Genomic DNA, 12,348 nt, shown 5'->3' on the forward strand with positions numbered 1-12,348 from the left:
CAAAGGAACCTCCACCCACCACATAATGCGGTGGACGGGGTATCAACATATCTGGCGTTGATTTTTGGCACGCTGTTAAGTTCTCAAGGAACGGACGCTTCCTTCGTACTCACCCTCTCGGGCTTTCCTCCGGGCTTCCCTTCGGTGTTTCCAAACTCTATCAGGGATTTTCCGTCTCTCTGACCACAATCCTGCGGACATGCAGAACCGAACCCCGAGATAGGATCCGACAAGTTGGATGCTGCCAGGCAAGGACGCTTGGTCGCGCCACTCGGCCTCAAGCAGGTGTACGACTCTACATGCGGCCGCGGAGCGCGTGCAAATCGTTTGCGCTGTGCCTGACGTTCACCAACCGGGTCCTCTCGTGCGGAACCGGCACTTCATATGACTTACGCTGCTGAGCAGTGCGCCGTCCAGGACAGGCAGCGACGGCCCATCTGAATCTCCGCCCCTGGGAGGCTTCCCATGACCACCGTGACGTCCCCTCTTGCAGGACGCACCATCGGACTCACAGCTGTACCTGATCCGGTCTTCTCCGGAGCCATGGTGGGCCCCGGCACCGCGATCGACCCTGTCCGGGAGGCCTCGGCCGCCGTCGCCCCCATCGACGGCGTTGTCGTCTCGCTCCACCCTCACGCCTTCGTCGTGGTCGACGAAGAGGGGCATGGAGTGCTGACGCACCTCGGTATCGACACCGTTCAGCTCAACGGCGAGGGCTTCGAGCTGCTCGTCAACAAGGGCGACACCGTGCAGCGCGGTCAGTCCGTGGTGCGCTGGGACCCGGCTGCCGTCGAGGCCGCCGGCAAGTCCCCCATCTGCCCCATCGTGGCGCTCGAGGCCACGGCTGAGTCCCTCTCCGACGTCAGCGTTGACGCCGATGTGAAGGCTGGCGACGCTCTCTTCAGCTGGCACTGACTCCCTGCCGTCATGAACAGCAGGCACAACAACCATCGCGGCGGCGGGACCCGCCGCTCTATCGGAGACGGGTGACATGGAGACAACGCTGCGAGGCGTCGGCGTGAGCCACGGTGTGGCGATCGGCGAGGTTCGGCACATGGGAACGGCGGTGCTGGAGCCGCCTGCCAAGCAGATACCGACGGAGGACGCGGAGCGCGAACAGGGGCGCGCCCGCAAGGCCGTCGAAGCCGTTGCGGCCGACCTGATGGCGCGCGGCAATCTGGCGGGCGGCGAGGCTCAGGCCGTTCTCGAGGCCCAGGCCATGATGGCCCAGGACCCGGAGCTCATGGCCGATGTCGAGCGGCGTATCGCGGTCGGGAGCACGGCCGAGCGTGGGGTGTACGACGCGTTCGCCGCGTATCGCGCGCTGCTGGCGAACGCCGGTGAGTACCTCGCCGGACGTGTGGCGGACCTCGACGACGTGCGGAACCGTATCGTCGCCCGGCTCCTCGGTGTGCCGATGCCGGGTGTGCCGGACAGCGACGAGCCGTACGTCCTCATCGCCCGTGACCTGGCGCCCGCCGACACCGCCCTGCTCGACCCGACGCTGGTCCTCGGTTTTGTCACCGAGGAGGGTGGGCCGACCAGCCACAGCGCGATCCTGGCTCGGGCGCTCGGTGTGCCCGCCGTGGTGGCGCTGCCGGGCGCGGGTGAGCTTGCCGAGGGCACGTTGGTCGCCGTGGACGGCAGTACCGGTGAGATCTTCGTGAATCCGAGTGCGGAGAAGAAGGCCGAGATGGAGGCCGCGGCCGCTGCTCGCAGGGCCGCGCTGGCCGCCACGACCGGGCCCGGTGCCACGTCGGACGGGCACAAGGTGCCGCTGCTGGCCAACGTAGGTGGTCCGGCGGACGTTCCTGCGGCGGTCGAGGCCGGTGCCGAGGGCGTGGGTCTGTTCCGTACCGAGTTCCTCTTCCTTGACGACAGCAAGAACGCGCCGTCCGAGGAGAAGCAGGTCGAGGCGTATCGCAAGGTGCTGGAGGCCTTCCCCGAGGGGCGGGTCGTGGTGCGGGTGCTCGATGCGGGCGCCGACAAGCCGCTCGACTTCCTGACGCCGGCCGATGAACCGAACCCGGCGCTGGGCGTGCGCGGGCTGCGCTCGCTGCTCGACCACCCCGATGTACTGCGGACGCAGTTGACGGCGCTCGCGAAGGCTTCCGAGGGGCTGCCGGTCTACCTCGAGGTGATGGCTCCGATGGTCGCGGACCGTGCCGACGCCAAGGCGTTCGCCGACGCGTGCCGTGAGGCGGGGCTGCAGGCGAAGTTCGGTGCCATGGTCGAGATTCCGTCGGCCGCTCTGCGCGCGCGGTCGATCCTGCAGGAGGTCGAGTTCCTGTCGCTGGGGACCAACGACCTCGCGCAGTACACCTTCGCCGCCGACCGCCAGGTGGGTGCGGTGTCCCGGCTGCAGGATCCGTGGCAGCCCGCGCTGCTCGACCTGGTCGCGCTGTCCGCCGAGGCGGCCAAGGCCGAGGGCAAGAGCTGTGGTGTCTGCGGCGAGGCCGCTTCGGACCCGCTGCTCGCGTGTGTGCTGACCGGTCTGGGTGTCACCTCTCTCTCCATGGGTGCCGCGTCGATTCCTTATGTACGCGCGACGCTGGCCAAGTACACGCTGGCGCAGTGCGAGCGTGCCGCGGCGGCCGCACGTGCCTGCGACAGTGCCGAGGAAGCTCGCACGGCGGCCCAGGCGGTGCTGTCCGGCGAGTAGTCGTCGGTGCCGTGCGCCGTGGTCGAGGGGCGCTCCGCCTGAGGGTGGGGCGCCCCTCGTGTGTTCAGTGCGTGTGCCGTGTCGTGGGTCCGTCCTCGCCCAGGTCCGGTGGTGCGCAGTAGTCGACGCCCGACTCCGGGGAGACGAGGTCGCCGGATTCGACGTCGGTGCAGTAGGCGTCGAAGACCTCGCCGGCGGTGAGCGGTTCCAGGCCTTCGCCACGCAGGCGCCAGCCGTAGACACGGTCGGTCGTATCGGGGGTACTGGCGCGCATCACCAGGCCACCGGGGCTCTGGGTGGCGATGCCCAGTGCGAGGACGGTGGTGAATTCGAGGGCCTCGGCCTCGTCCAGGTGGGGTGTTCCGTGCTGGTCGTCGTCGGCCCGGAGGACCGCTACGAGCGTTTCGGGCTCCGTGGAGACGCTGCATACGAGGTGGCGCTCGCCCGGGCCCGAGGCGTCGAGGATGCGGACGAGCAGGTCGGAGGCGCGTACGAAGGCGACTCGGCCGATGTCCTCGCCGCAGGACGCGCAGGTGCCGATGCGGGACAGCAGCGTCGTCGCGTACTCCCAGGTGGCCTGTCGGACGGCTTCGTCGATGAGGTTCGGGACGAGGTGGTCGAGGGGCTGGCCCTCGTACGGGACGGTCGCGCCTGTCGCGGCGAGTTCCGCGGTGAAGCGGGTGCGGCTGGACGGGGTGTCGGGTTCCAGGCCGTGTTCGGCGCAGAATTCCGCGTACTCCTCGGGGTCGAAGAGTGCCACCGTGGTGTGGCCGCCCTGGGAGGAGAGGGTTCGAAGCAGGGCTTCCACCTGCTGGAGATAGCTCGCGTGGTTGTCGAAGGTGAAGGTGCGGTAGCGGCGCCGCATCGCGGTGAAGTCCTGCTCGTCGGTCAACAGCCCGATGGTTCCGGCGATTTCACGGCGCAGGACGCGTCGCATGGTCTGGTGCTGGGTGTGTGTCATTTTTCCCCCTGTGTGCAGTCGATCAATGCTCACTCACAGTAACCGGCGGCACTGACAACGCCCCTCGGACGTGGAGGGGAGCACGCCCGAGGCGACGCTGGAACGCGGGGTTGGTCAGGCGCGCTTGCGGGCCAGCTCCTCGTAGAAGCCGAGCAGGTCGAGGTTGTCGATGGAGCCGGGGTTGACCGCCTTCTCCAAGGGGGTGCCCTGGAGGAGGCGTTTGACCGGGACCTCGATGCGCTTGCCGGTGAGGGTGTGCGGGACTCCGGGCACCTCGATGACCTCGTCGGGGATGTGGCGGGGTGAGAGTTGTTCGCGGATGGTCTGCTTGATGCGGCTCAGGAGGGCGTCGTCGAGTACGGCTCCTGGAGCGAGGTGGACGAAGAGGGGCATCCAGTAGCCGCCGTCGGGCTGTTCGATGCCGATGACGAGGGACTCGCGGATCTCGGGGAGCCGCTCGACGGCTTCGTAGATGTCGGCCGAACCCATGCGGACACCCTGGCGGTTGAGAGTGGAGTCCGAGCGGCCGTGGATGACGACGGAGCCGCGTGAGGTGACGGTGATCCAGTCGCCGTGGCGCCACACTCCGGGGTACGTGTCGAAGTAGCTGTCGTGGTAGCGGCTGCCGTCGGGGTCGTTCCAGAAGCGGATGGGCATCGACGGCATGGGGTTGGTGACGACGAGTTCGCCGACCTCGTCGATGAGGGGTTCGCCGCTCGGATCCCAGGACTGGAGGTCGGTGCCGAGGCCGGGCGCCTGGAGCTCGCCGACGTAGACCGGGAGGGTGGGGACGGCTCCGGCGAAGCAGGAGCACACGTCGGTGCCGCCGCTGACGGAGGCGATCCACAGGTCGTCGCGCACCTCGTCGTGCAGCCAGCGGAATCCGTCGGGCGGCAGGGGCGAGCCGGTGGTGGCGACGCACTGGACGCGGGAGAGGTCGAAGTCGCGGGAGGGGTGGACGCCCGCCTTCCGGCAGGCCATGACGTAGGCCGCCGACGTACCGAAGAGGGTGGCGCCGGTGCGTTCGGCGATGCGCCACTGGGCACCGGTGTCCGGGAAACCGGGGCTGCCGTCGTACAGGACGATCGTGGTGCCCGTCAGGAGGCCGGAGACGAGGAAGTTCCACATCATCCAGCCGGTGGAGGTGTACCAGAAGAAGCGGTCGTCGGGGCCCAGGTCGCAGTGGAGGCCGAGCTGCTTGAGGTGTTCGACGAGGATGCCGCCCTGGGACTGGACGATGGCCTTGGGGAGGCCGGTCGTGCCGGAGGAGTAGAGGACCCACAGGGGATGGTCGAAAGGAACCTCTTCGTAGACGGGCGTTACGTCCGCCGATGTGAGGGCCGACCATTCCAGGGCACCCTCGGGGGCCTCGGTGCCGAGCAGCGGGATGTGGACGACGGCGCGCAGGGTGGGCAGTTCGCCGCGCAGTTCGGCGACGGTGTCGCGGCGGTCGTGCTCCTTGCCGCCGTAGCGGTAGCCGTCGACGGTGAACAGCACGACGGGTTCGACCTGCTGGAAGCGGTCGAGGACGCTGCGGGCGCCGAAGTCGGGGGCGCAGGACGTCCAGACGCCGCCGACGGCCGCGGTGGCTAGGAGAGCGACCACGGCCTGGGGCACGTTCGGGAGGTAGCCGCTGACGCGGTCCCCCGGGCGTACGCCGAGGGCTCGGAGTTCGGCGGCCAGGGAGCCGACCTGGCGGCGCAGTTCGGACCAGCTGACCGGGGTCGGTTCGTGGGTCTCGTCGACATGGAGGAGTGCCGGTTCGTCCGCTCGGGTGTCGGCCGCCCGCAGGGCGTGCTCGGCGTAGTTGAGGGTGGCTCCGGGGAACCACTGTGCGCCCGGCATCGACCGGTCGCCCAGCACGCGCGCGTAGGGGGTCGAGAACCGTACGTCGAACCACTCGGTGACGGCTTTCCAGAACGTGTCCAGTTCGTCCACGGACCAGCGGTGCAGAGCGGCGTAGCCACCCTCGGCGGGGGCTCCGTGCTGCTCGGCGGTCCAGGTCTGGAATCGGGTGATCTGTGCCTGGGCGATGCGGCCCGGGTCGGGTTGCCAGAGCGGCGAGGGGTTCGCTGAGGTCATGGGGCGGCTCCCGGACTGTGCGCGTCGTGTGCGTGTACCGCGCACGAGCTGGGGTGTGCGCGTCACGCGGCTCCCACGGACGATGCCATGTGATCGACTTCCGCACCAGGGCGAGCCCCACATAGTCCAGCTCGTGAAGATGTGGTCCTGCCACGGGTGAACGGAAGTTGAACGACTCACTCAACGGCCGTTTCGGGTGGCAGGCTGAGCAGCATGGACGGTCGTGACCTGGTGCGTTCGATGAAGGCGGTCGGTTCGGTGGGATCGGCCCAGGGGCTGCGTACCGTGCGGGCCGCGTGGCGGAGGAGGCGTGCCGACGCCTCGGGGCTGCCGCCGCGGGGCGCCGAGCGGGCGCGGGTTCCCGGGCCCGTGCTGAGCGTGGAGCCGGGTCCGGGTGGTGGGGTCGTACGGTTCACCCGGTCGGAGCTGCGGATCACCGTCACGGCCGGCGGTGCCGTCTTCTGGGGCTGGGACGGGGCGGGGCCAGAACCGTCGTACGCGCTCGCGGGCCCCTCGCCCGAACCGGACCCCCGGGTCCTGCTGGAGCCGGACAAGGACGGCGCGTGGCGGGTCGTGGCGGAGCGGATGACGGTCGTCGTGTCGCGGCACGGGGCCGTGGAGGTGCGTACGCCGGGCGGGGTGACCCTGCGGCGGGATCTGCCGCCGCGGTGGTGGGAGCCGGTCGGCGGTGGGGAGGCGCGCTGGATGCAGCGGTCCGAAGTGGCCGCGGACGCGCGGTTCTTCGGACTGGGCGGGCGCGCGTCGGGGCCCCGGCTGCGCGACGGAACGTATCGGCTGTGGAACACCGATCCTGGGCACGCCTTCGGGCCCGGCGACGATCCGCTGTACATCACCATGCCGGTGCAGATGGTGGTGGCCGACGCGGCCACCCACCTGGTGTTCCACGACAGCACGTGGGACGGCGGTGTGACGTTGCGCGAGGGCGAGGAGGGGGCCGGGTCCGGGCACGACCGGGCCGGGACGAGCGAACTCCGGATGGACGGCGGGCCCCTGCGCTGCTGGGTGATGGTGGGCAATCCCGCGCGCGTGCTGCACGCGTGGGCGTCTCTGACCGGAGCCGCCGCGCTGCCGCCGGCCTGGGCCCTGGGGCACCATCACGCGCGGTGGGGCTTCGGGAGCGAGGAGGAGGTGCGGCGGATCGTAGGCGGCTATCACGAGCGCGGGCTGCCGCTGGAGGCCGTGCACCTCGACATCGACCACTTCGACGCGCATCAGGTGTTCACGGTCGACCGGGACCGCTTCCCGAAGCTGCCGGTGCTCGCCGAGGAACTGCGCAGGGACGGGATCCGGCTGGTGTCGATCGTGGATCCGGCGGTGAAGGCGGAGCCCGGCAACTCCGTGTACGAAAGCGGGACCGCCGAGGAGGCCTTCGTGCGGGACGCCGCCGGGCAGCCGGTGCGTGGGGTGGTCTGGCCGGGCGAGGTGGTCTATCCGGACTTCACGCGCGCGCGTGCGCGCCGGTGGTGGGGCGGCCTCTACGGAGAGCGGCTCTCCCAGGGGTTCGCGGGTTTCTGGCACGACATGAACGAGCCCGTGTCCTTCGCCGCCTTCGGGGAGTCGACGCTGCCCCGTTCGGCGCGGCACGACCTGGAGGGTCGCGGCGGTGACCATCGTGAGGCGCACAACGTGTACGCGCTCGGCATGGCGCAGGCGGGCTACGAAGGTCTGCGCGAACTGACGCCCCAGGAGCGGCCGTTCCTCTTCTCCCGTTCCGGGTGGGCCGGAATGCAGCGCTACGGAGGGACCTGGTCCGGGGACGTGGCCACGGGGTGGCCCGGTCTGCGGGCGTCCCTGTCGCTGGTGATGGGCCTCGGGCTGTGCGGTGTGCCGTATTCGGGTCCCGATGTGGGCGGCTTCGACGGGAGCCCGTCCCCCGAGCTGTATCTGCGGTGGTTCCAGCTGGGTGCGTACCTGCCGCTGTTCCGTACGCACGCGAGTCTGCGGGCGGGGCGCAGGGAGCCCTGGGAGTTCGGGGACGACGTTCTCGGGCACGCGCGCGTGGCGCTCGTCGAACGGCGGCGGCTGCTGCCGTACTTCATGACGCTGGCGCATCTGGCACGCCGTACGGGTGCGCCCTATGTGCGGCCGGTGTGGTGGGGCGCGCCGGAGGACAGGGCGCTGCGGGACTGCGAGGACGCCTTCCTGCTGGGTGACTGTCTTCTGGTGGCGCCGGTGCTGGACCCGGGGGCCGATCGGCGTGCGGTGCAACTGCCGCGGGGGCGCTGGTACGACACGGTGACAGAGATGGCGTACGAAGGGCCCGCGCAGGTGCTGATCGACGCCCCCTTGTCGCGGATTCCGGTCCTGGCCCGTGCCGGGGCCGTCCTGCCGGTCCGTGGCGAGGACGGCGGTCTGGAGCTGGAGGTGTGGGCGCCCGCCCGCGGACGGACCGGGGGCGGGCTGGTGGTGGCGGACTCGGGCGACGGCTGGGAGGAGCCGGAGATCGAGCGCTATGTGACGCGTCGGAAGGGGAAGCAGGTGATCGTCGAGCGGTACGGGGAGGACGGTCGCAGTGAGCCGTCACTGCCCGTTCGGGTGCGGGGGCTGGGAGCGTTGTGACACACGCCTGAAAGGGGCCCACAGCCCTCGGTGGGGCCGTGCCCGACTCGGGCACGGCCCCACCGAGGGCGTGTGAAGAGCACTCAGACGTAACGGCCCTCGAACCACGCCTTCGCCGCCAGGGTGTGCAGCGGGAAGGCGAGTTCGGTCGCCCTGCGCAGCAGTTGCCAGCCCTCGGTCTCGTCGGTCGCGACGGACGGCGGCAGGTCGGCCACCGGTCGCTCCGGGAGGGCTCCGAAGAGCAGCAGGTGGCCGTCGGGGGAGCTCAGTGCGTCGACGAGCCGTACGTCGCGGCCGGCCGCGGTGATGCCCGTCTCCTCCTTGAGTTCACGGACGACGGCCTGCCGCCAGTCCTCCCGTTGGTCGATGAACCCTCCGGGCAGGGCGATACCCCCGCGCGCGGGAGCGATGGTCCGGGTGATGACTACCAGGGCCGCACCCTTGGTGTCGTACACGGGTTGCAGGGCCACCGCGACCGGGATCGGGTTGCGGTAGGCCACGGTGCGGCAGGAGGAGCAGGTGCGGGGCCAGCCGGAAACGCCCTCTCCGTAGGGCGCGCCGCAGCTCGAACAGTGGGAGTCCGGCGCGGAGTTGGCGGACGGGATCTGGGTTGGAGACACGCCCGGGACTGTATCCGATCATCACAAGGACGTCTGCGCGGGCCGCCTCAGTGAGACTGGATGAGGGATTTGGTCGACACCGGGAAGTCGAAATAGGTGTCGGGGTACAGCTCGGGCTTGTACGTGAAGTGCCACCACTCCTCGGCCAGGTTCACGAAACCGAGGCCTTCGAGGGCGTCCTTCAGGAGCAGCCTGTTGGCGCGCTGCTGTCCCTGGATGCGCGGGTCGAGGGTGTGCGACAGGGTGTCGAAGCAGTCGTAACCGGTGCCCATGTCCACGGAGTTGTCCGGGAAACGCTCGCCCTGGGGCGCGAAGCAGGGCACGAGGGGCTCTCCGGGGACATACGGGCGGGTCGGCACCGCCGGGAGCTTCACGAGGGTGAGGTCCATGGTCGAGCCGCGGCTGTGGCCGGACTTCTCCGCGATGTAACCGTCCTCGAACAGACGGGTCTTGTCGACGTTCGGATAGAACTCGGCCTTCATGGCCTGGTCTTCGAGGTCCTTGGCCCAGCGGACGAAGTGGTCCACGGACCGCTGGGGCCGGTAGCAGTCGTACACCTTCAGGGAGTAGCCCTGCCCCAGCAGTCGCCGCTGGGCCTGGTGGAGGGCCTCGGCGGCGGGCCTGGTGAGGATGCAGAGGGGCTGCCGGTAGCCGTCGATGCGCTCGCCCACGAAGTTGTGCGGGGTGAAGTAGCGGATCTCCTGGATGATCGTGGGGTCCACGGATCTCAGGGCCACGAAGTCGGCGGGAGCCTTCGGCTCGGTCGTGGCCCGGGCCGTCGCGGAGGCCGCGGTGACGGCCAGCAGGGCGGCGAGGACGGTGACGAGGCTGCGTACCGCCATGGAGAGTCGTGTCATGTTCCCTGCATCTATCAGGTGCAGGTTCCCCTGGGGAAGAGATCGGATACAGTCCGCGCCCGATCGAGTGAGCGGATGCGGCCGGGGCGGGAGTCGACCCGTGTGACTCAGGGACGAGGAACGGCCGGAACCACCCCCGTGGGCCCCGGCCGTCCCTACCGATACTCCGACGCTCAGGAGGCCTGATCGGTTCTCCCGTGACGACCCCTCTTGCACTTCGTGATGCACTCCGACGCCCTGCCCAATCGACCCTGCCCGTGGCACACTTCTGACGTTCCGTCAGATCCAGTGTCGTGGAGGGATCTTGTCGCGCACCCGTACACCCGTGGTCACCGGCTGGTTCACCGGCGAGGGAGAGGAGTTCCGACTCCTCGGCACGCGCTGCTCGGCCTGCGCGTCGGTGTTCTTCCCGCGTGAGGACGCCTTCTGCCGCAATCCGGGTTGCCCCGGCGGCGATCTGGAAGAAGTTCCGCTGTCGCGGCGCGGCCGCGTGTGGTCGTACACGGACAGCCGGTACCGGCCGCCGTCACCGTATGTGTCCGATCCGGAACTGGAATGGCGGCCGTATGCGTTGATCGCTGTGGAACTGGAATCCGAACGGCTCGTGGTGCTCGGACAGACCGTTCCCGGGGTCACCGTCGCCGACCTGACGGTGGGTATGGAGGTGGAGGTCGTCCCGGGCGTGCTGAACGAGGACGCGGAGACGACCTGGACGACGTGGCACTGGCGGCCGACGGGGGTGACGGCATGACAGGTGAAGTGGCGGTGCTCGGCGCGGGCATGCACCCCTGGGGCAAGTGGGGGCGCGGCTTCGTGGAGTACGGGACGGTGGCCGCGCGCGCGGCGCTCGCCGACGCGGGGGTCGACTGGCGGGTCGTCGGCTCGATCGTCGGCGCGGGTACGGTCCGTGGCGGATACCCGGGCTATGTGGCGGGGGCGACGTTCGCGAAGGCACTGGGCTGGCAGGGCGCCCGGGTCGCGAGCGTGTACGCGGCGTGCGCGTCGGGGGCGCAGGCCGTCAACACCGCGCGGGCGCAGATCCTTTCGGGTCTCGCGGACGTGGTTCTGGTGGTGGGCGCGGACGCGGCCCCGAAGGGCTTCTTCCGGCCTGCGGGCGGGGACCGGCCCGACGATCCGGACTGGCTGCGGTTCCGGGTCCTGGGGGCGACGAATCCGACGTACTTCGGGCTGTACGCGCGACGGCGAATGGCCGTCCACGGGGACACCCTGGAGGACTTCGCGCAGGTCAAGGTGAAGAACGCGGCTCTGGGAGCGCTGAATCCCAACGCCCGCTACCGCAAGCGGGTCACGGCCGAGGAGGTCGCCGCCTCGGCCGTCGTGGCCGATCCGCTGCGGCTGCTCGACATCTGCGCGACCTCGGACGGGGCAGCGGCACTCGTGCTGTCCAGCATGGAGTTCGCACGCCGCCACGGGGCGGCGGACCCGGTGCGGATCCGCGCGGTGTCCACGGTGACGCCGCGCTATCCCAACGCCGTGCTCGACCTTCCCGACATCGCGACGGACTCCGCGGTCGCGGCGGAGCCTGCGGCCGACACGTTCCGCGCGTCGATCGCGCGGGCCGCGTACGAGGAGGCGGGCCTCGGCCCGGAGGATCTCTCGCTCGCGGAGGTCTACGACCTGTCCACGGCCCTGGAGTTGGAGTGGTACGAGGACCTGGGCCTGTGCGGCGAGGGCGAGGCGGCCAAGCTGCTGCGGGAGGGCACGACGGCGCAGGGAGGACGAATACCGGTGAACGTCAGCGGCGGACTCGCCTCCTTCGGAGAGGCCGTTCCGGCGCAGGCCATCGCCCAGGTCTGCGAGCTCACCTGGCAGTTGCGGGGAGCCGCGGGTGACCGGCAGGTCGCGGGTGCGCGGGTGGGGATCACCGCGAACCAGGGGCTGTTCGGGCACGGGTCGTCCGTGATCGCCGTCAGGTGAGGAGGCCCGGCGTGCTCGGCAGGGGTCGTCCGCACGCTGTGTGATCGGCCCGGAATCGTGCGTGAACAGCTCGTGAACTGCGCCTGGGCGTACGCGGGTGGCGTCATTATGCTTCCGTGCCCTCCTGGACGGATACTGTCCGCTTCGCCTTCCAGCCGGTCGTCAATCTGACGACCGGAGGGGTTACGGCGCTGGAGATACTCGCCCGTCCGGAGTCCGGTGACATCCTCGCGCAGGCGCGCCGGGATCCCGAACTCGACGGCCGGCTGGCCGCGTTGGCGATACGGGCGGCGGCCCGTCAGGAGACGCTGCTGCCACTGCACGTCAACGTGTTCGCCGGGACCCTCGCCGATCTCGGAGGGCTCGCCGCGCTCCGTGACGAGGTGCGGCAGGCCGGGCGCATGCCGTGGGAGGTGACGGTCGACGTCGGCCCGCCCTTCACCCACGTACCGCACCAGGCGCTGGTCGAGGCGGTGTCGGTGCTGCGCGGCGAGGGCTTCCGGATCTGCGCGGACGGCATCGGCGACGGTGACGTACCCCTGCGGGTGCTCGCGGATCTGGCGCCCGATCTAATGAAGTTGGACGCGTCCCTGCTGTCGAGGCCGGCGGTGGTGCGGGCGATGCGCACGCTGTGCGAGCAGCTGGGGG

At 70.1% G+C, this 12,348-nt stretch carries 11 protein-coding genes; 7 read left to right on the top strand and 4 right to left on the bottom strand.

What is annotated here, in order from left to right:
- From O3Q52_RS36870 to ptsP, 3 genes are all read left to right on the top strand, one after another.
- The coding region (locus tag O3Q52_RS36870) for a hypothetical protein (protein WP_269652970.1) at nt 1-183 on the top strand (183 nt) is incomplete at its 5' end.
- Between the two features lie 282 nt (nt 184-465).
- A complete protein-coding gene (locus O3Q52_RS36875) occupies nt 466-915 on the top strand; it encodes a PTS glucose transporter subunit IIA (RefSeq protein WP_269652971.1) in 450 nt (149 codons plus the stop codon).
- A gap of 76 nt (nt 916-991) precedes the next feature.
- The gene (ptsP, locus tag O3Q52_RS36880) at nt 992-2,662 is read left to right on the top strand and encodes a phosphoenolpyruvate--protein phosphotransferase (RefSeq protein WP_269652972.1); all 1,671 of its coding nucleotides are present in this window, start codon (nt 992-994) and stop codon (nt 2,660-2,662) included.
- Between the two features lie 64 nt (nt 2,663-2,726).
- Here the strand turns inward: ptsP and O3Q52_RS36885 are convergent, their stop codons facing one another.
- Both O3Q52_RS36885 and O3Q52_RS36890 read right to left on the bottom strand, forming a co-directional pair.
- Nucleotides 2,727-3,623 carry a hypothetical protein gene (locus O3Q52_RS36885; RefSeq protein WP_269652973.1) on the bottom strand — a complete coding sequence of 299 codons (897 nt, stop codon included), beginning with the start codon at nt 3,621-3,623 and terminating at the stop codon, nt 2,727-2,729.
- 114 nt (nt 3,624-3,737) lie between these two features.
- Nucleotides 3,738-5,705: an acetoacetate--CoA ligase gene (locus O3Q52_RS36890; RefSeq protein ID WP_269652974.1), complete on the bottom strand. Its 1,968-nt coding sequence runs from the start codon at nt 5,703-5,705 to the stop codon at nt 3,738-3,740.
- Nucleotides 5,706-5,918: 213 nt separating this feature from the next.
- Between O3Q52_RS36890 and O3Q52_RS36895 the strand changes: the two genes are divergently transcribed.
- A complete protein-coding gene (locus O3Q52_RS36895; protein ID WP_269652975.1) occupies nt 5,919-8,285 on the top strand; it encodes a TIM-barrel domain-containing protein in 2,367 nt (788 codons plus the stop codon).
- An 83-nt stretch (nt 8,286-8,368) separates the two neighbouring features.
- On the opposite strand, the gene O3Q52_RS36900 is transcribed toward O3Q52_RS36895, so the two are convergent.
- Together O3Q52_RS36900 and O3Q52_RS36905 are read right to left on the bottom strand one after the other, a co-directional pair.
- Complete coding sequence (locus O3Q52_RS36900) at nt 8,369-8,905, bottom strand: NUDIX domain-containing protein (protein WP_269652976.1); 537 nt, start codon at nt 8,903-8,905, stop codon at nt 8,369-8,371.
- A gap of 47 nt (nt 8,906-8,952) precedes the next feature.
- Nucleotides 8,953-9,762, bottom strand: a complete 810-nt coding sequence (locus O3Q52_RS36905) for a M15 family metallopeptidase (RefSeq protein ID WP_269652977.1) — start codon at nt 9,760-9,762, stop codon at nt 8,953-8,955.
- Nucleotides 9,763-10,087: 325 nt separating this feature from the next.
- Between O3Q52_RS36905 and O3Q52_RS36910 the strand changes: the two genes are divergently transcribed.
- The 3 genes from O3Q52_RS36910 to O3Q52_RS36920 all read left to right on the top strand — a co-directional run.
- Nucleotides 10,088-10,513 carry a Zn-ribbon domain-containing OB-fold protein gene (locus O3Q52_RS36910; protein WP_269652980.1) on the top strand — a complete coding sequence of 142 codons (426 nt, stop codon included), beginning with the start codon at nt 10,088-10,090 and terminating at the stop codon, nt 10,511-10,513.
- Nucleotides 10,510-11,700 (top strand): lipid-transfer protein, encoded by a 1,191-nt coding sequence (locus tag O3Q52_RS36915; protein WP_269652978.1) that lies wholly within the window; start codon nt 10,510-10,512, stop codon nt 11,698-11,700. The genes O3Q52_RS36910 and O3Q52_RS36915 overlap by 4 nt, the downstream gene beginning before the upstream one ends.
- 116 nt (nt 11,701-11,816) lie before the next feature.
- On the top strand, nt 11,817-12,348 hold a 532-nt coding region (locus O3Q52_RS36920), incomplete at its 3' end, for an EAL domain-containing protein (protein WP_269652979.1).

It is taken from the genome of Streptomyces sp. ActVer (assembly GCF_027270795.1).
GTDB lineage: Bacteria > Actinomycetota > Actinomycetes > Streptomycetales > Streptomycetaceae > Streptomyces > Streptomyces umbrinus_A.